General features: G+C 74.1%; 12 protein-coding genes. 7 read left to right on the forward strand and 5 right to left on the reverse strand.

Features of this window, described 5'->3' with window-relative positions; all coding sequences use genetic code 11:
* The first annotated feature begins 361 nt into the window (after positions 1 to 361).
* The 5 genes from AB0F71_RS35135 (at position 362) to AB0F71_RS35155 (ending at position 5,904) form a co-directional block, all read left to right on the forward strand.
* Positions 362 to 3,193, forward strand: coding sequence for an ATP-binding protein (locus AB0F71_RS35135; RefSeq protein WP_360243628.1), 2,832 nt, complete (start codon positions 362 to 364; stop codon positions 3,191 to 3,193).
* Positions 3,190 to 3,636: a roadblock/LC7 domain-containing protein gene (locus tag AB0F71_RS35140; protein ID WP_360243631.1), complete on the forward strand. Its 447-nt coding sequence runs from the start codon at positions 3,190 to 3,192 to the stop codon at positions 3,634 to 3,636. The genes AB0F71_RS35135 and AB0F71_RS35140 overlap by 4 nt, the downstream gene beginning before the upstream one ends.
* A gap of 104 nt (positions 3,637 to 3,740) precedes the next feature.
* Positions 3,741 to 4,106: a DUF742 domain-containing protein gene (locus tag AB0F71_RS35145; protein ID WP_360243681.1), complete on the forward strand. Its 366-nt coding sequence runs from the start codon at positions 3,741 to 3,743 to the stop codon at positions 4,104 to 4,106.
* A 3-nt stretch (positions 4,107 to 4,109) separates the two neighbouring features.
* A complete protein-coding gene (locus tag AB0F71_RS35150) occupies positions 4,110 to 4,733 on the forward strand; it encodes an ATP/GTP-binding protein (RefSeq protein ID WP_360243634.1) in 624 nt (207 codons plus the stop codon).
* 37 nt (positions 4,734 to 4,770) lie between these two features.
* On the forward strand, positions 4,771 to 5,904 hold the full coding sequence (locus AB0F71_RS35155) for an FAD-dependent monooxygenase (RefSeq protein ID WP_360243636.1): 1,134 nt from the start codon (positions 4,771 to 4,773) through the stop codon (positions 5,902 to 5,904).
* Positions 5,905 to 6,017: 113 nt separating this feature from the next.
* Here the strand turns inward: AB0F71_RS35155 and AB0F71_RS35160 are convergent, their stop codons facing one another.
* Positions 6,018 to 6,782: a serine hydrolase gene (locus AB0F71_RS35160; RefSeq protein WP_360243639.1), complete on the reverse strand. Its 765-nt coding sequence runs from the start codon at positions 6,780 to 6,782 to the stop codon at positions 6,018 to 6,020.
* Between the two features lie 86 nt (positions 6,783 to 6,868).
* Positions 6,869 to 7,576, reverse strand: a complete 708-nt coding sequence (locus tag AB0F71_RS35165) for a MarR family transcriptional regulator (protein ID WP_360243642.1) — start codon at positions 7,574 to 7,576, stop codon at positions 6,869 to 6,871.
* A gap of 253 nt (positions 7,577 to 7,829) precedes the next feature.
* Between AB0F71_RS35165 and AB0F71_RS35170 the strand changes: the two genes are divergently transcribed.
* Complete coding sequence (locus AB0F71_RS35170; RefSeq protein ID WP_360243645.1) at positions 7,830 to 9,059, forward strand: serine hydrolase domain-containing protein; 1,230 nt, start codon at positions 7,830 to 7,832, stop codon at positions 9,057 to 9,059.
* A gap of 102 nt (positions 9,060 to 9,161) precedes the next feature.
* On the opposite strand, the gene AB0F71_RS35175 is transcribed toward AB0F71_RS35170, so the two are convergent.
* The 3 genes from AB0F71_RS35175 to AB0F71_RS35185 form a co-directional block, all read right to left on the reverse strand.
* Entirely contained in the window at positions 9,162 to 10,814 is a 1,653-nt protein-coding gene (locus tag AB0F71_RS35175) for a hypothetical protein (RefSeq protein WP_360243648.1), read from the reverse strand.
* A 78-nt stretch (positions 10,815 to 10,892) separates the two neighbouring features.
* A complete protein-coding gene (locus tag AB0F71_RS35180; RefSeq protein ID WP_360243651.1) occupies positions 10,893 to 11,723 on the reverse strand; it encodes a leucyl/phenylalanyl-tRNA--protein transferase in 831 nt (276 codons plus the stop codon).
* On the reverse strand, positions 11,720 to 15,160 hold the full coding sequence (locus AB0F71_RS35185) for an amino acid adenylation domain-containing protein (RefSeq protein WP_360243654.1): 3,441 nt from the start codon (positions 15,158 to 15,160) through the stop codon (positions 11,720 to 11,722). The genes AB0F71_RS35180 and AB0F71_RS35185 overlap by 4 nt, the downstream gene beginning before the upstream one ends.
* Before the next feature lie 150 nt (positions 15,161 to 15,310).
* Between AB0F71_RS35185 and AB0F71_RS35190 the strand changes: the two genes are divergently transcribed.
* Positions 15,311 to 18,538 (forward strand): EAL domain-containing protein, encoded by a 3,228-nt coding sequence (locus AB0F71_RS35190; RefSeq protein WP_360243657.1) that lies wholly within the window; start codon positions 15,311 to 15,313, stop codon positions 18,536 to 18,538.
* Positions 18,539 to 18,619 lie beyond the last annotated feature (81 nt).

An 18,619-nucleotide genomic window follows, 5' to 3' on the forward strand; every position in this document is an offset into this window, starting at 1 on the left:
CAACGGCTCCGACTGCGGGCGACACTGTGTCAGGCAGGAGCAAACCCGGCTGCTTCGGGCACAAACAGTCAACGCGGGGGCGACATTGTGTCCAGCTGGTGCACAAGCACCGCGCAGGTGGCGCACGGGCTTTCACTCCAATCACACGATATGACTAGTATCGCTTCGTCAGAAGCCCGTGCCCGGACGGCCTGCCCCTCACCGGTCGGCCGCCAGCCCCAAGGAGTCTGCTCTGCGCGCGCGTGCGAATCGGCGGCCCCCGACGCCGAAGACCCCCCGCAGGCGTCCACGCCTGTCCCTGCGGACTGCCCTGCTCGTCCTGGCCGTCGTCCCCAGCCTGGCCCTGGTCGCCCTCTGGGCGGTGACCAGCGGTGAGACCGTCTTCGACTTCCAGCGCCAGGCCGCCCAGGGCATGCTCGCCCAGAAGGCCGGCCAGCCGTCGAACATCGTCTACTACAACCTCCAGGAGGAACGCCGGCTCAGCGCCGAGGCGCTCGCCCGGCCCGGCGGCAACGCCGACCAGCTGCGCCACCAGCGGCAGCTGACCGACGACGCGGTGCGCCAGTTCCAGGCGCTGTCCGGCGAGACCGCCGACAACGCCCCCGACGACGTCCGCAGCGCCGTCGCCGAAGCCCGGCAGGCCATGGGCAAACTGGCCGAGGAACGGACCGCCGTCGACAAGGGCACCGTCGACCAGCAGGCCGTCTTCACCTACTACACCGATCTCATCGCCGTCGACCTGCGGCTGTTCACCGCGCTCAGCCACGTCGACGCGGGCGAGGTCACGTGGGTGTCCAAGACCCTGGTCAACTCCTTCTGGGCCAAGGAGATGCTGGCCCGCGAGGACGCCGTCCTGGCCCGCGGCTGGCCCACCGGCCGGCTCAGCACCGCCGACTACCAGCAGGTCCAACAGCTGATCGGCGCCCAGGACCACCTGTTCACCGTCCAGGTCGTCCCGTACGTCCCGGACGGCGAGGCCGCCGCCTGGCACGACCTGATGAACAGCCCCGCCTGGCAGGCCAAGACCGCCGTCGAGCAGCAGCTCACCCGGCCCACCGCCGCCGAGTCCAACGGCACCGTCAAACTGCCCGCCGCCCAGGACCAGTGGCGCCAGGCCGTCGACCAGCTCAACCCCCAGCTGGTCAAGGCCATCGAGGCCCGCACCGGCGCCATCGTCGAGGTCGGCAAGGGCACCATCCTCGGCCTGCTCACCCGCGTCGTGCTGACCGCCGTGATCGGCCTGATCACCGTCGTCGCCGTGGTCATCGCCTCCTGGCGGCTCAGCCGCTCGCTGCGCCGGCGCATCAAGGAACTCCACACCCAGGCCGAGGAGATGGAGCGCACCCTGCCCGAGGTGGTCGACCGCCTCGGCCGCGGCGAACAGGTCGACACCGAGGCCGCGAGCCGCGCCGTCACCACCGGCGAGCACGGCAACGGCACCGACGAACTCGCCCGCCTCGGCCAGGCCCTCAACCTGGCCCGCTCCGCCGCCCTGGAGGCCGCCGTCCGGCAGGCCGACCAGCACCGGGGCTTCGAGCGGCTTCTCCAGCGCATCGCCCGCCGCACCCAGCTGCTGATCGGCCGCCAGCTGCGCAAGCTCGACGAACTGGAGCGCAAGCACGAGGACCCGGAGGTCCTGGAGGGCCTGTTCGACCTCGACCACCTCACCGCCCGCCTGCGCCGCTACGAGGAGAACCTCGTCATCATGGCCGGCGGCCAGCCCCAGCGGCGCTGGCGCAAGCCCGTCCCGCTGCTGGACGTGCTGCGCTCCGCCCAGGGCGAGGTGCAGGACTACCGGCGGATCATGATCGACGTGGAGGGCCACCCCTGGCTCTCCGAGCGGGCCGTCGGGCCGGTCGCCCACGTGCTCGCCGAGCTGATGGAGAACGCCACCACCTTCTCCAAGCCGCCCACCCCGGTCGAGGTCCGGGCCGCCATGGTCGGCCGCGGCCTCGCGGTCGAGATCGAGGACCGCGGCCTCGGCATGGACCCGGAACAGTACGACGCGGCCAACGAGCTGATGAGCCGCCCGCCGCGCACCGACGTGCTCGCCCGGGCCGACGACATCCGGCTCGGCTTCCACGTCGTCGCCCGGCTCGCCTCGCTCACCGGGCTCAAGATCGAGTTCCGGCCGTCTGCCTTCGGCGGCACCAGGGTGGTCGTGCTCGTCCCGGACGAGCTGGTCATCGACGGCGACGCCGGGCTCCCGGACGCCGCTCCCGTCGAGCCCATCCCGCTGGTCCGGCGCTCCCGCCGGGCGGTGCGCTCCGCCTCCGACGAGGCGGCGCAGCCGGCCGTCGCGGTCGGGCCACCGGTTGCACCGGTGGACTCCTTCGGGCCGCTGCCGGGCGGGGTCGGCGTCGGGGTCGGGGCCGGCGCGCCCGTCGGGGTCGGCGTCGGCGTGCCCGTCGGGACCGTCGCTCCGGCACAGTGCGTCGCCCCGGCCTTCCAGGAACCGGGGCCGCTGGAAGCCCCGTTCCCGGAACCGCCGTTCCCGGCGCAGCTCCACCAACTGCCACACGAGCAGCCGCAGGAGCAGCCGCAGCCGCCGCACGAGCAGCCGATCCAGCACAGCTCCCCCGTCGACCCGGCGCCGGCCTACGCCGCCGCCCCGGCCGGGGCGCAGCCCGCCACCGCCACCACCCCCGCGCCGGAGGCCCCCGCCTACCCGGACATCGCCTACGCCCGGGTCACCGAGGCCGAGGCCCCGTACGCCGACGAGCAGTACCGCCCGGCCGACCACTACCGGCTGGCCGAGCGGCGCCGGCACCGCGAGTACCCCTCCGCCGTGCCGGTGAGCCAGGTCGAGGGCGGACAGCCGCCGCTGCCCCAGCGCGTCCGCCAGGCCAGCCTGGCCGCCGAGCTGCGGGTGCCCCCGCCGACCCGGCAGGAGTGGGTCGACCCGGCCGCCGGGCAGCCCGCCGGCGCCCCGCCCCACCAGGCGGACCGGCCCGGCCCGGCGGAGCGCGCCGAACGGCCCGTCCGCCGCTCCGGCGCCGCCATCGGCGCCTTCCAGCGGCAGTCCCGCGCCGCCCGCGCCCAGGACAGCGGCGAGCACCCGCTGCCCGCCCGCCCCACCCCGCCGGCTCCTCCCGCCCTGCCCGCCGGTCCCCCCGCCCCCGCGTCGGCGCCCTCCCCCTGGGCCCTGCCGGCCGCGGAACCCCGAACCACACGAACGGATGACCAGTCATGAACCGCACGATCGCCACCCACCAGGACCTGGACTGGCTGCTGGACGGACTCGTCGACTCGGTGCCCGGGACCCGCAACGCCGTCCTGCTCTCCGACGACGGCCTCGTGGTCAGCCACTCCCGCACCATCGAGCGCGCCGACGCCGAGCGCCTCGCCGCCGTGGCCACCGGTCAGCAGTCGCTCGCCCGGGGCGTCGGCCAGCTCTTCGACGGCGGGCCGGTGCACCAGGTGATCGTCGAACTCGCCGAGTGCTGGCTGTTCGTCATCGCCGCCGCCCAGGGCACCCACCTGGCCGTGGTCGCCTCCCAGGAGGTCGACGCCGAGGTGATGTCCGTCGCCATGCACACCCTGGTGCAGCAGGTCGGCCAGAAGCTCACCACCCCGGTTCGCGCCGAGGGCGCCCCCGCGTCCTTCGACGTCTTCGCCTCCCGGAACCGGGGCTGACCGTGGTGGGGCCGCACATTGGCGAGGAGGACCCGCGGGCCCGCGGCCGGACGCCGCACTGGAGCGAACTGGAGGAGCCGTACGCCGAGGACGAGACCGGCGTCATGGTCCGCCCGTACACCATCACCCGCGGCCGGACCGCGCCCGAGCGCGACGACCTCACCCTGATCACCGTGCTCACCACCGCCGAGGAGGAGGCCGACGCGGCCCTGGCGCGGGGCAGCCGCGCCGGTGCCCGCGGCCTCCAGCCCGAGCACCGGCTGATCCTCGACCGCTGCCGGCGCCCGGCCGCCGTCGCCGAGGTCGCGGCCGGCCTGGACCTCCCGGTCTCGGTCACCAAGATCCTGCTGGGCGACCTCGTCGCCCAGGGCCTGCTGAAGGCCCGGGCGCCCCTCTCGGTCGCCCGCGCCGCCGGGGGCGTGGACCTCGGCCTGCTCACGGCCGTACGCGAAGGACTCCGGAGACTCTGAACGATGGCAACACCCCACTCCCCCGCACCCGTTGCCGCCCCCGGCGCCGCACCCGTTGCCGCACCCGCCGCGGCCCCCGCCGCGGTCAAGATCCTGATCGCGGGCGGCTTCGGCGTCGGCAAGACCACCCTGGTCGGCTCGGTCAGCGAGGTCACCCCGCTGCGCACCGAGGAGTACCTGACCACGGCCAGCGTCGGCGTCGACGACCTGGCCGGCGTCGACCAGAAGGACACCACCACCGTCGCCCTCGACTTCGGCCGGATCACCGTCAGCCCCGAGCTGGTGGTCTACCTGTTCGGCACGCCCGGGCAGGAACGCTTCTGGTTCATGTGGAACGACCTGGTCAACGGCGCCCTCGGCGGCATCGTCATCGCCGACACCCGGCGGCTCGACACCAGCTTCGCCTCGATCGACTTCTTCGAGAGCCGCGGCATCCCGTTCGTGGTCGCCATCAACTGCTTCCACAACCACAACACCCGTACCCCGGAGGAGATCCGGGCCGCCCTCGACCTCGACCCGCAGGTCCCGATGCTGATCGGCGACGTGCGCGAGCGCGGCTTCGGCCGCGACCTGCTGCTCGCCCTGGTCGACCACCTGATGGACCTCGCCGCCACCCCCGTCGGCTGAGCGCCCGCCCGAGCCCTGTCCTTTGGAGCACCCCTTCATGACCACACCCCTGCGCGTCCTCGTCCACGGCGGCGGCATCGGCGGCCTCACCCTCGCCACCGCCCTCGCCCGGCGCGGCCACCACGTCGACGTCGCCGAACTGCGCGACGAACTGGAGGCCCTGGGCGTCGGCATCATCCAGCCGTCCAACGCCCTGCACGTGATGCGCGAGATCGGCGTGCTCGACGAGTGCCTCGCCGCCGGCTTCGAATGGGAGGTGCTGACCATCTGCGACCCGGCCGGCACCACCCTCGCCCAGATCCCCCAGCCCCGGATGGGCGACGCCCCCTCCAACAACGGCATACCGCGCCCCGCCCTGGCCCGGGTGCTGGCCGCCGCCGCCACCTCGGCCGGCGCCGGCCTCCGCTTCGAGACCACGGTCTCGGAGTTCACCGACGACGGCACCGGGGTCGAGGCCACCCTCACCGACGGCCACCACGACCGCTACGACCTGGTCGTCGGCTTCGACGGCATCGGCTCCCCGCTGCGCAGGCGGCTGTACGGGGACGCCTACGCACCCGAGTACACCGGCTTCGCCAACTGGCGCGTCACCCTGCCCCGTTCGCCCGAGGTGAAGGGCGTGGTGATGTCCACCGGGAACCTCGCGGCCAAGGCGCTACTCACCCCGATCAGCGAGGAACTGATGTACCTGGGCGCGGTGTTCGCCGAGGCCGAGGACTTCCGCCCGGACCCCGACCGCGCCCACGAGCAGCTCCGGGAGCGGCTGGCAGGCTTCGGCGGCCCCATCGCCGAGGCCCTCGCCCAGGTCACCGACCCGGCCGCCGTGGTCTACTCCCGGATCTCCCAGGTCACCGTCGAGGAGCCCTGGCACGTCGGCCGCGTCGTCCTCGCCGGCGACGCCGCCCACGCCTCCACCCCGCACCTCGCCCAGGGCGCCGCGATGGCCGTCGAGGACGCCCTGGTCCTCGCCGAGAGCCTCGACGCGGCGCCCGACGTCCCGGCCGCCCTCACCGCCTGGGAGGCCCGCCGCCGCCCGCGCGCCATGTGGGTCCAGTCGCTGTCCCGCGCCGTCCTCAAGCAGGAGACCGGCACCCCGACCACCCCGGAGGAGGACGAACTCCTCAAGATCGGCGTCCCGGGCGCCGCCCACGTCCTCGTCCAGCCGTACTGAGTCCCAGCCCTCCTGAGTCCCAGCCCTCCTGGGCCGCTGCCTCCGGACCCGCGCGGGTGTTGCGCCCGCGCGGGTGTCGCGCCCGCGCGGGGTGCGCAGCAGGCTGGCGGTGATCACGACCGGCGAGTGATCTCCTTGCGCCGCTGCCACACCGCCCGGGAGATCCGGGCCAGCAGCCGGGCCGCCGGGTCGGTGCGGTCGCTGCCGTCCGCGAGCGGGCCGGTGTAGCAGACGGCGATCAGGTACGGCGGGCAGTCGTACGGGTGGACCAGGCCGACGCAGTGCCGGGCGCCGGGCACCCAGCCGTTCTTGAACGCGATCCGGGTGCCCGGCGGGATGCCGGCCGCGAGGTCGACCCGGAAGTCGTTGCGTTCCAGCAGCGCCAGCAACTCCGGCTCGTCGGCGAGCGAGTGCAGCAGGCGGACCAGATCGCGGGCGCTCACCCGGTTGTGCACGCCCGCCGCGCGCGCCGCGTAGTCCTCGATCCCGCGCGGGCTGGAGCTGCGGGTGGCCCCCGCCCGGCGCCACACCTCGGCCACCGTCCGCTGGTCGGTGCGGGCCAGGCAGAGGTTGGTGGCCAGGTTGGAGGAGTGGGTGATCATCCGCTCGGCCAGCAGCCGCAGCGGTACGTGGGTGCCCAGCAGTTCCCAGGGCAGCGGGTCGCTGTCCCAGTCGGGATCGTTGCCGAACTCCCCTCCCACCACGGACTCGAAGTGGTTCACCACCGGCACCTCGGCGTCGAGGTCCACCCCGCCGCGGGTCAGCGCCGCCAGTACCGCGACCTTCATCGTGCTCGCGGCGTCGTGCAGTTCGTCCGGCGCGCGCAGGAAGACCGGATCCGCGTCGCCCTCCCAGGGGGCCACCACCACAGACAGCATGGAGGAAGAGTAGGGGATATCCGCTCCGGAACCGGCGACCGCCGATACACGAACGCGACGCCCTCCAGGAACCTGAACTCCCGTTCCTACCGGGCCTCCCGCTCGCGCCAGCGGTCCAGCACCAGGTGCAGGGCCTCGCTCATCAGCAGCAGGAACTCCGCGGAGGAGTCGAAGCGGGCACCCGCCGGGGTGGCCGGGCCGAGGACCTCCACCCCGCGGCGCGTCGCCGCGATCAGTTCCTCGTTCATCCGCAGCGCGGCGAGGGCGGAGCGGCGCCAGATGTCATCGCCCAGGACGTAGCGCTCGCGGCGTTCGCCGGGCGTGCGCTCGCGCCGGACCATCCCCTGCTGTTCGAGGAAGTTGACGGCGGAGGAGACGGAGGCCGGGCTGACCCGGAGGCGGCGGACCAGCTCCGCGGCGGTGGCGGCACCGGAGTCGGCGAGGCACAGCCGGGCCAGTACGCGGGCCGCCATCCTGGGCAGCCCCTGCCGTTCGAGCAGCGCGGTGAAGAACTCCTCGAACTCCCGGAGCTGCCGGGGGTCGCGCCCGTGAGCATCGTCGGTCGCCGCCGGCTCCGGCGGGCGCTCCTGCCTCCGGCGGCGCGCCCGGTCCCGCGTGGACTCCCGCGCCCGGTCGGCCTGGTAGCCCTCGGGCCCGCCGTTGCGGGTGACCTCCCGCAGGACGGTCGAGGCCGGGCGCCCGAGCCGTCGCCCGATCCCGGCGTAGCCGAGGCCTTCGGCCAGCCCCTCGGCGATGGTCCGGCGGTCCTCGTCGGTGAGCCTTCCTCCGGGCATCCGCTGCCGCTCCTTCCCCTCCGTCCGCGCACTCCGCGCGGTTCCGCTCCGCAGTATGCGTTCACCGCCAGGCCATTGCAATGCCTACTTCGATCGCCATTGCATTCAGCGCCACGACCATTGCAATGGTGGCCTCATATCCCGGCGATCGCAGGGATTCTGGGCATCCGTCTTCGTTGACGATTTGCTGAACGCAATGTAGCTTCGACATCGTTCAGCAATCACCGAACAATCATGCAGGGGGAGATCCACCATGGTCAGGAGCAACAGCGGCTTCTCGGATGCGGGGCTGCGACGGGTGCACGACGTGCTGGCGCGCCACGTGGACTCCGGACGGATCCCGGGGGTCGTCGCCCTCGTGAGCCGGGGCGGGGAGACGCACGTCGAGGCGCTGGGAACGATGAGCCACGGCGGGGGCGCCCCGATGCGCCGGGACACGATCTTCCGGATGGCCTCGACGTCCAAGCCGGTCTCGGTGGCGGCCGCGATGGCCCTGCTCGACAACTGCGAGCTGCGGCTGGACGACCTGGTGGAGCAGTGGCTGCCGGAGCTCGCCGACCGGCGGGTGCTCAAGCGGATCGACGGACCGCTGGACGACACGGTCGCGGCCAAGCGGCCGATCACCGTGCGCGACGTGCTGACCAGCACCTTCGGGCTCGGCATGGATATGACCGCACTGGGCACGCCGATCATGAACGCGGTCTTCGAGCAGGGGCTCACGCCCGATCTGCCGGTGCCGATGCCCGAGCCCGACGAGTGGATGCGCCGCCTCGGCACGCTCCCGCTGATGCACCAGCCCGGCGAGAGCTGGCAGTACCACATCGCCAGTGACCTGCTTGGTGTGCTGGTCGCCCGGGTCACGGGCCGTCCGTTCGAGGAGGTGCTGCGCGAACGCATCTTCGACCCGCTGGGTATGTCGGACACCGGGTTCCACGTGCCCGCCGACAAGCTCGACCGGCTGCCCCCGCTCTACGCCCCCGACCCGCGGAGCGGCGAGTTCACCGTCTGGGACGAGCCCGCGGACGGCCGCTGGAGCAAGCCTCCGGCGTTCCCGGGCGGCGGTGGCGGCCTGGCCTCCACCGTCGACGACTACCACGCCTACTTCCGGATGCTGCTGAACCACGGCACGCACGGGAGCGAGCGGGTCCTGTCCCGCCCGGCGGTCGGGCTGATGACCACCAACCGCCTCTCCCCCGAGCAGACCGCCGCCCGGACCGCCCTGGCCCGCGACAACGTCCACCTGTCGTACGGCCAGGGGCAGCACGGCGGTTGGGGCTTCGGGATGGCGGTGCGCACCTACCGCGGCGACTACGCGCCCGTCGGCCAGTTCGGCTGGGACGGCGGCAGCGGCACCTCGACGTACGCCGACCCGGAGTACGGGCTCGTCGGCATCCTCCTCACCCAGGTCGGGATGTCCGTACCGCACTCGGCGCGGCTGATCCACGACTTCTGGACGACGGTCTACCAGGCCGTCGAGGACTGACGCACCGGCACCAGTGCCGGCACCGGTGCCGGCTCGCGCAAGCAGGAGGAGTGGGAAGTCGGACCCGCCGACTTCCCACTCCTCAACGCGTTCCGGGCGGGCTCAGCTGCCGCTGGGCTTGGTGGCCGGGAGGGTGGCCGAGCCGGTCAGCAGGGGCCATTCCTTGTGGAACGGCGGGAAGGGCAGGCTCTTCTCGAAGAGCGGGGTACCGAAGATCTTGAGGTGGGCGGTCAGCGCGCCGTTCAGGTCGACGCCGCCGACGAGGGCCCAACTGCCCTTCACCTCGGGCCCCTTGCCGGGCAGGTCGACGGCGAGGGAGCCGTCGGCCTTGGCGCTGAGGTAGGGGGCGACACCGGCCTGGACACCGACGGTGTCGTAGAGGCCGACGCTGGCCTCGACGCCGAGGGCGGCGCGGACGGACGCCTTGCCGTTGAGGCGGACGTGCACCGGGGACACCTTGGTGTCGGCGCTGGTGACCGGGGTCCAGCCCTTGCCGCCGGTGTAGTCGGCGCGCACGGCCCAGGTGCCGGTGGCGTCCTGCTCGGTCTCCAGGTGGACCTGGCCGTCGGCGCTGACCTCCAGGTAGCAGGTGAGGCCGAGGTTGACGACGACGGGCAGACCGGCGACGGTCAGCACCGGGCTGGCCTGCAGCTTGGCGAAGGGGACCCGGATCGGGGCAGCGCCGGTGTTGCGGGTGACGTCGCCGGTGACCTTCCAGTGCGCCTGGGCGCCCAGGTCGAAGCCGATCGAGGCGGTGCGCGGGCTGGTGGCCTGCGCGCCGTGGTAGGCGAAGTGGACGGCCGGGTGCAGCTGGAGGGAGCCGGAGGCGTCCAGGCTCGCGCCCTCGGGCAGCGGGACGGGGGCCTTGACGTCGATCCCCAGGGTCCCGGAGGCGTCGGCCTGCACGCCGTTGCCGTCGATGCCGGCGGTGGCCTTGAGGTCCTTGACCAGCGGGGTCACCTTGATGCCGTGCACGTCGATCGGCACCTGGCCGTCCGCCTCGGTGCCGCCGAGGAGTTCGGCGAGGGTGGCGGGCCGGGTGGTGAGGTTGACGGTGTTGCCCGCGCCCGGGGTGGCGCCGGTGACGGCGACCAGGGCGCCCTGCGGGGCGGCGGCGGTGGGCGGGCTGGCGAGCAGCTGGCCGGGCTGCACGGCGGCGGCTGCGGCGGTCGCGGTGGCGGCGCCGCCGGCCGAGGGGGCCGCGCCCGCGCCCGGCGAAGCGGTCGGCGGGACGCCCGGCGCAACGCCCGGCGCAACGCTCGCCGATGCACTCGCCGATGCGCTCGGTGCAGCAGTCGACGATGCACTCGGCGACGCGGTCGGCGAAGCGGTCGGCGCCGCCGTCGCGCCGGAGGAGGTGAGCACGGCCGTGCCCTTCCCCGGGTCGTACGCGGTGAGCTGGAGCGCCTTGGTCGCGGCCGTGACCGCGCCACCGTCCTTGCCGGGGTTGCCGATGGCGGCGTGCTGGTCGCCGGCCGGCGCCACCGTGACGTTGCCGGTCCCGCTGGTCGGGGTCGGACGGGCGGAGGCGGCGGCACCGGCCCGGGCGCGCGGCGCGTCGGAGCCGGGGGCGCCGCCCGCCGGGCTGCCCCCGGCGGTGGTGGCGCCGGTGTCGGCGGTGCCGGTGGCGGCGGCCGGCTGGACGGCGGCCTGCGGGGTGCTGCCGGAGCCGGTGGGCCCGCATGCGGCCGTTCCGGCGAGGATGAGGGTGAGCAGGGCTGCGGGCGCGGCCCGGCCTATCGAGGGTTTGGACACGCGGCGTCATGTTACTGACGAGGAATAAGTTTGTCGAAGACAGGCCAACGGGATCCCCCGGCACTCTGTAACCGCAGGTCAGACCAGCCGCGCGACCGGCAGTCGACCGTCCGGCAGGGCACCCGCCGTGAGGCCCCCGACGGCGGCGAGCTCCCCGAGGTAGCGGGAGCGCTCCGTCGGCTCCGCCCCGAGGCTGCGCACGTACGGCCCGTCCCACTGGGCGTCGAGCAGCCGGCCGCCCGCGGCGCCGAACCGGGCCCCGAGGTCGGCGACGGCGATCCGGGCGGCGTCCGGGCGGCGGTGGAACATCGAGTCCAGGCTGAGCGCCGCCCCGACGGCCACGCCGAAGACCCCGCCGATCAGCTCCTCGCCCTCCCACACCTCGACGCTGTGCGCCGCGCCGATCCGGTTCAGCTCGACCAGTGCGGCCCGTAACTCCTCGGTGAGCCAGGCGGGTTGACGCCCCTCGGCACAGGCCGTGAGGACCGCTTCGAAGGCCCGGTCCGCGGTCGTCCACCACTCCGGGGCCCGACCCCCCGCACGCTCCGCACCCTCCGCACCGCCCGTACCGCCCGCACCGCCCGCGGTGCGCAGCCGCCGGGCGAGCCGGCGGGGCAGTCGGACGGCGTCGGGCCGCAGCACCGGCCGCGGGTCGGGCGACCACCACGCCAGTGCGTACGGGTCCGCCCCGCCGGGCAGCAGGGCCACCTCGCCGGCCTCGACGGCGTCCCCGTGCAGCGCCTCGTTGTAGGCGGCCGCGTAGTCGTCGGCGGCGGGCAGCGGGAACAGTCCGCACCGGTAGGCCGAGAGCAGCAGTTGCGGGCCGAGCACCCCGCCGAAGGCCACCGGCCCGTCCGTCGGCGCATGGTGGAGGTCGAGGGCGTCGAAGTCCGCCACCGTACGGGTCACAGGAACCCCTCGTCGGCCAGCCGCGCCAGGTAGTGGTCCAGCAAGTCGGCGTCCACGTCCGGCAGTTCGATGCCGCTGCCGTCCAGGGCGGCCTCCGTGTTGCGCCGGTCGAACCGGGGGAACACCGGTTGGAAGTACAGCTCGCTGATGGACAGCCGGGAGCCCGGCGCCCGGTCGACGAACAGCGGCACGAACGGCGTGATCGGGTGGGTGGGGTGCCCGGCGGCGAACCGGACCAGCCGTTGCACCCACTGCCGGTACGGGAGTTCGGCGATCCGGTGGCCGCGCACCCGGAGCCGGTCGGCGAGTTCGGGGAGCCCGGCCGGGTTCGGCGAGGTGAGGTGGTAGACCTCGCCGTCGGCGGGCGCGTGCGCGGCGATGTGGGCGACCGCCCGGGCGAAGCGGTCGGCCGGCACGAAGTCCAGTGGCAGCCGGACGTCCGGGCAACTGCCGCTGTCGGCGAAGTACTTGATCAGCGCGCAGAGTTCGGTGCCGGTGTTCATCACCCCGGTGGCGAGGTCCCCGGTGACGTCGTTGGTGCGCAGCACGGTGACCGGCAGCCCGCTCGCGGCCGCGTTGTGCAGCAGCTGTTCGGCGACCCACTTGCTCTCCACGTAGCCGACGCCGAGCCGTTCGGGGTGGGCCAGCGGGGTGCGCTCGGTGACCTCGCGCACACCGGCCGCGCCGAACCCGGCCAGCACGGCGAGGGTGGAGAGGTAGTGCACGGGCACGCCCCGGCTGTGTCCGGCGAGCCGGACCACCTCCCGGGTGCCGTCGACATTGGGCGCGCGCAGCTGGTGGTACGGGTAGAGGAAGTTGACCAGCCCGCCGAGGTGGTACACCGCGTCCAGATGTCCCGCCAGCCAGTCGAACTGACGCTCCGTCAGGCCGAGCCGCTCGGCGGCCAGGTCGCCGACCAGCGGCACCACCCGGGCGTCCGCCAGGTCGTGCCGCAGGAAGCGCTGTTGGGTGGCGCGTAGCCGTTCCAGGGCGTGTTCCTGGTCCGGCGCGCGGACCAGGCAGTGGATCCGCGCACCGGTGGTGGCGAGCAGTTCGTGCAGCAGGTGGGCGCCGCAGAAGCCGGTCGCTCCGGTGAGCAGGATCTCGGCGGGCTCGGCCCGGGAGGGCGCGGGGCTCCAGGACTGCCCGACGGGGTGGGTGAGCCGGGCCTCGGCCTGCCAGTCGACGGCGGCCTCCCCGGGGGCGGTGCCGCTGCGCTCGGCCTGGAGGGCGGCCGTGAAGTCGCGCAGCACGGGCGAGCGCAGCAGTGCCCGGGTGAGGGTGCGGACGTGGCCGACGTCCAGGCCGAACATCATCCGGGCCCGGGCGAGCATCTCCATGGCGAGCAGCGAGGTGCCGCCGAGCGCGAAGAAGTCGTCGTCGGGGCGGACGAGTTCGGCGCCGAGCAGTTCCGCCCAGAGGTGGCCGACGGCGGCCTCGACGGCGCTCGGTTCACCCTCGGCCGGTCGGCCCGGGGCCGGTTCGCCCTCGGCCGGTTCGCCCTGGGCCGGTTCGCCCTCGGCCGGTTCGCCCACGGATACGGCCGGCGCGTCGGCCCGGACCGGGGCGTGCGGCAGCGCGCGCCGGTCGATCTTCCCCGCCGCCGTGAGCGGCATGGCCTCCAGCGCGACGTACTCCGCCGGGACGAGGTACTCCGGCAGCCGCTCCGCGAGGAACGCCCGCAACCCCTCCGGCCGCACCGCCCGGTCGCCGAGCGTGTAGTAGGCGACCAGCAGGCGGCTGCCGTCCGGCGCGCTGCCGTCGGCCGCGACCCGGGCCTGCCGCACCGCCGGGTGGCCGGCCAGCACCGCCTCGATCTCGGCCGGGTCGACCCGGTGCCCGCGCACCTTCACCTGGTCGTCGAGGCGTCCGAGGAGCTCCAGCTGCCCGTCGGCGCGCCAGCGCCCGGCGTCGCCGGTGCGGTACATCCGCTCGCCGGGCAGCGGCGCGTACGGGTCGGGCAGGAACGATTCGGCGGTGAGCCCGGCCTGCCTCCAGTAGCCGCGGGCCAGCCCCGGCCCGCCCAGGTGGATCTCCCCCCGCTCACCCGGCCGCACCGGGCGCAGCCGCCCGTCCAGCACGTGCACCCGCACTCCCGGCAGCGGGCGGCCGATCGGCACGTGGGCGGCCGGGGAGTCCAGCAGCCCGGGGGTGAGCTCGGCGTGCAGGGAGGTGACGGCCGCCTCGGTCACGCCGTACGCGTTGAGCAGCCGCACGCCCGGCAGCCGCTCCGCGCAGGCCAGGCAGTCGTCGGCGTGCACCACGTCCCCGCCGACCACCACCAGCCGCAGCCCGGCCGGGGCCGGACCGCCGGGTGGCAGCAGGTCGAGCACGTGGTGCCAGTACGCGGGGGTGAAGTCGGCGACCGCCAGGCCGAGCCCGGGCAGTCGGCGGACCAGTTCGGTCGGTGCCCAGGTGTCACGGCCGCCGAGCACCACCGTCGCCCCGGCGAGCAGCGTCGAGAACACCTGCTCCAGCGCGGTGTCGGCGCCGAGCGCGGCCAGCTGGAGCACCCGCTCGCCGGGGACGAGGCCGTAGGCGCGGACCACCCGGTCGAGGGTGAACAGCAGCGAACGGTGGGTGACCGGGACGCCCTTGGGTCGGCCGGTGGTGCCGGAGGTGTAGATCAGGTAGGCGAGGTCGTCGGGGGTGGCGCCGCCGGTGGCACCGTCGACGGCACCGTCCGGCCCGGGAACGCCCTCCGGCCCGGGAACGCCCTCCGGTCCGGGACCGTCCTCCGGCCCGGGGCCGCCCTCAGGCCCGGCCGGTACGGGAGCACCGGCGTCCACCCCCACCCGCTCCACCCCGTCGAACCCGTGCCCGTCCGTGACCGCCACCCGCGCCCCCGCGTCCGCCACCAGCCCCGCGAGCCGCCGCTGCGGATGCGCCGGGTCCAGCGGCAGGAAGGCCCCGCCCGCCTTGAGCACCCCCAGCCAGGCCACCACCAGCTCCACCCCGCGCCCCAGGCAGACCGGCACCACCTGCTCCGGCCCGACTCCCCGGGCGCGCAGCTCGGCCGCCAGCCGGTCGCTGCGCGCGTCCAGCTCGCGGTAGCTCAGCGTGCCCTCCTCGCTCACCACCGCGACCGCCGCCGGATCGTGCGCGGCCCGGTTGCGGAACAGCCCGTGCACGGTGTCCGCGAAGCCGGCCCGGGCGCCGCCGGCGCCGCGCCGGGGTGCGTCCGGCACGTTGCGCTCCACCCAGGCCCGGCACTGCTCCCGCCCGTCCGGCCCGTACACCTGGCGCCACCCGCCGGGCAGGGTCAAGTCCCCCGGCCAGAGCGCGTACTGGCCGTCGTTGTTCCGTACCACGGCGTGACGCCCGGACCTCACATCCGCGCGTACGCCCCGTGCGCTGTCGACTGCGTCGTCCACCGGCTTGACCTCGTGCTGAAGCGGCAGAATGCTGGGAGGTGCGACATTTCCGACTATACGCACTCAGGAGACACCTACAACGTCCGTCGCACAGCCCGCCGGACGCCACTCCCCCGTGGGCCGACCGGCCGCGGAGGACCGTCCGCAGGACCCGCCCTCACCCGAACTCCCCCGCCCGACCGGCGGGGTGGTGTCGCGGAGGAGGTAGCCTCGTTGACTCGCCGGCGACAACGCCTGATGGCCTGTTACCTGCTCTGGATGGTGCTGTTCACCGGCATCTACTTCGCCGACCCCGGGCTGCGGATCATCTGGTGGACGGGCATGGGCCTCGGCGGCGTCGCCGCCGTGGTGGTCGGTGTCCGGCTCAACCACCCTCGCCACCCGCTCTCCTGGTACGTCCTGGCGCTGGCCAACCTCTGCTTCACCACCGGTGAGGCGGTCCAGGCCCTGCAGCTCGACATCCTGCACCTGCACAACCCGTTCCCGTCCGTCGCGGACGGCTTCTACCTGGCCGAGTTCCTGCTCTACGCGGTCGGCCTGGTCGGCTTCATCCGCTGGCGCACCGCCCGCCAGGACCGCGCCGGCCTGCTGGACGCCCTGATCATCACCCTCGGCCTGGCCCTGCTGGTCTGGATCTACCTGATCCTCCCGTACTCCCGGAACCCGGACCTCAGCTGGATCCAGAAGGCCGTCTCGATCGCCTACCCGCTCGGCGACGTGGTCGTCCTCGCCCTGCTGCTACGGCTGTTGACCCCGCGCGGCGGCAACTCCCGTTCGCTGCAACTGCTCACCGTCGGCGCCCTGGGCCTGCTCACCTCCGACATCCTCTACGGGCTGATCCAGCTGCACGGCACCTGGCGGATCGGCACCGGCGTCGAACTCGGCTGGGCCGCCTTCTACACCGCCTGGGGCGCGGCCGCCCTGCACCCCTCGATGGTCGAGCTGACCAGGCCCGTCCCCACCCAGCAGCCGGACCTCTCCGCCGGTCGGCTCACCCTGCTGACCCTGGCCTCGCTGATCGCGCCCGGCATGCTGATCATCGAGTCACTGGCCGGGAACACCAGCAACGCGGGCGTGATCGGCGCCTTCTCCGCCCTGCTGTACCTGCTGGTGCTGGCCCGGCTGGCCGTGGTGGTGGTGGCCCGCCGCGAGGCGGTGGCCCGGGAGCGGACGCTGCGCGAGGCGGGCGCGCGGCTGACCGCCGCCGTCACGGTGGCGGAGGTCGCCGACGCCGTCCAGTCCGCCGCCGCGACCCTGATGCCCGCCGAGCGGGGGCACGTCGCCCTGCTCGCGGTCACCGAATCGGGGGTGCTGCACGTCCGCCGGGCCGGCAACCACAAGGACGACCGGCGGGATGCACCTGCCCAGCACGATGCACACGACCGGCGGGATGCACCTGCCCAGCACGACCGGCACGATGCACCCGACCAGCACGATGCGCACGACCAGCACGACCACGGCGAAGCCCTCGCCCGCCTCGCCGCCCACCGCGAGACCCGCCTGCTGCCCGTCGGCTCCGACGAGCTCCCCGCCCGCCTCGGCAGCATGCCCGCCGCCCTGGTCAGCCCGCTGATGCTGGCCGAGCGCCCCTCCGGCGACCCGCTCATCGGCGCCCTGGTCGTCACCGGCACCGAGCAGGAACTGACCAGTCTCTGGGGCTCGCTGGAGATCCTCGCCGCCCAGGCCGCGCTGGCCGTGGAACGCGTGGTGCTGAGCCAGGAGGTCACCCGCCGCAACAGCGAGCTGTACTTCCGCACCCTCGTGCAGAACGCCAGCGACGTCATCCTGATCCTGGACGCCGACGACGGCATCCGCTACGCCTCCTCCTCCGCGGAGCGCGTCCTGGGCCACCCCGACCTGAACGGCACCCGGCTGACCGACCTCGTCCCGCCCGAGGACAGCCGGGAGGTCGGCGGCGCGCTGGCCCGGATGCGCGGCTCCGCCGAGCCGCCCCGCGGCGACCAGCCGCGCGAGCACTGGCGGCTGCTGCGCCAGGACCGCACCCCGATCGAGGCCGAGGTCCGCTACACCGACCTGCGCGACGACCCGACCGTCGGCGGCCTGGTGCTCACCCTGCGCGACGTCACCGAGCAGCGCCAGATGGAGCGCGAGCTGACCCACCGGGCCTTCCACGACTCGCTGACCGGCCTCGCCAACCGGGTGCTGTTCCAGGACCGGGTCGGCCACGCGCTCTCCCGCGGCGAGCGCAGCGGCGCCGTCACCGGGGTGCTGTTCATCGACCTGGACGACTTCAAGGTGGTCAACGACACCCAGGGCCACGCGGTCGGCGACGAACTGCTGGTCGCCGTCTCGCTGCGGATCTCCACCGCGCTGCGCAGTTCCGACACCGCGGCCCGGCTCGGCGGCGACGAGTTCGCCGTCCTGGTCGAGGACGCGCTCCGCCCGACCGACGTGGACAAGATCGCGGCCTCCGTGCTCGCGGTGTTCACCGAACCGTTCAAGCTCAGCGCCGGCGCCGTCCGGGTCAGCGCCAGCATCGGGGTGTCCACCACCGACGACAGCGTGGACTCCGCCGAGCTGCTGGCCCACGCCGACCTCGCGCTCTACTCGGCGAAGGCGGCCGGCCGCCGCCAGTGGTGCCACTACCGGCCCGCCCTGCAGACCGGGATGGTGGAGCGGCACGAGATGAACGAGAACCTGGACTCCGCCATCGCCGAATCGGCCTTCCAGCTCTACTACCAGCCGATCGTCGACCTGCGCACGGGCGATCTGGTGGCCTTCGAAGCCCTCGTCCGCTGGCCGCACGACCAGCGCGGCATGGTGCTGCCCGACGAGTTCATCGCCCTCGCCGAGGAGAGCGGCCAGATCGTCCCGCTCGGCGCCTGGGTCCTCGAACGCGCCGCCGAGGAGGCCGCCGCCTGGCACGCCGCCAGCTCCGCCCCCCGCACCGCCACCGGCCGCCCCCCGCTGCGCGTCAATGTCAACGTCTCCGCCCGCCAGTTCCGCGACGCCGGCTTCGTCGACGTGGTCCGGCACGCCCTGGACACCTCCGGCATCGACCCGCGCACCCTCGTCCTGGAACTCACCGAATCCGTCCTGATGCGCCGCGACGACCGGCTGCGCGCCGACATGGCCACCCTCGGCGACCTCGGCATCGGCCTCGCCATCGACGACTTCGGCACCGGCTACTCCTCACTGTCCTACCTGCGGGAGTTCCCGATCTCCCTGCTGAAGATCGACAAGTCCTTCATCGACGGACTCGGCCTCTCCCCCCAGCAGTACGCCCTGGTCGAGGGCATCACCCGGATCGCCGACACCCTCGGCGTCCAGGTCATCGCCGAGGGCATCGAACACCCCGACCAGCGCGACCTGCTCGCCGCCATGGGCTGCCCACTCGGCCAGGGCTACCTCTTCGCCCACCCCATGGACGGCGCCCAGGCCCGAGCCCTGGTCCGGCGCACGACCTACGAGCCGGCCTGACCGGAAGCCGCGCGGACAAGGCAATACCCGGGGAAAGTACCAGCAAAGAACAATCGCTGACCCACCCTGGTATGCCTGACA

It is taken from the genome of Kitasatospora sp. NPDC028055 (assembly GCF_040637885.1).
In the GTDB taxonomy this organism is placed as follows: Bacteria; Actinomycetota; Actinomycetes; order Streptomycetales; family Streptomycetaceae; genus Kitasatospora.

Excerpts from the sequence above, each read along its gene's own strand:
- AB0F71_RS35140 (WP_360243631.1), top strand. The coding sequence starts at position 3,190 with ATGAACCGCACGATCGCCACCCACCAGGACCTGGACTGGCTGCTGGAC.
- AB0F71_RS35145 (WP_360243681.1), top strand. The coding sequence starts at position 3,741 with ATGGTCCGCCCGTACACCATCACCCGCGGCCGGACCGCGCCCGAGCGC.
- AB0F71_RS35150 (WP_360243634.1), top strand. The coding sequence starts at position 4,110 with ATGGCAACACCCCACTCCCCCGCACCCGTTGCCGCCCCCGGCGCCGCA.
- AB0F71_RS35155 (WP_360243636.1), top strand. The coding sequence starts at position 4,771 with ATGACCACACCCCTGCGCGTCCTCGTCCACGGCGGCGGCATCGGCGGC.
- AB0F71_RS35160 (WP_360243639.1), bottom strand. The coding sequence starts at position 6,782 with ATGCTGTCTGTGGTGGTGGCCCCCTGGGAGGGCGACGCGGATCCGGTC.
- AB0F71_RS35165 (WP_360243642.1), bottom strand. The coding sequence starts at position 7,576 with ATGCCCGGAGGAAGGCTCACCGACGAGGACCGCCGGACCATCGCCGAG.
- AB0F71_RS35170 (WP_360243645.1), top strand. The coding sequence starts at position 7,830 with ATGGTCAGGAGCAACAGCGGCTTCTCGGATGCGGGGCTGCGACGGGTG.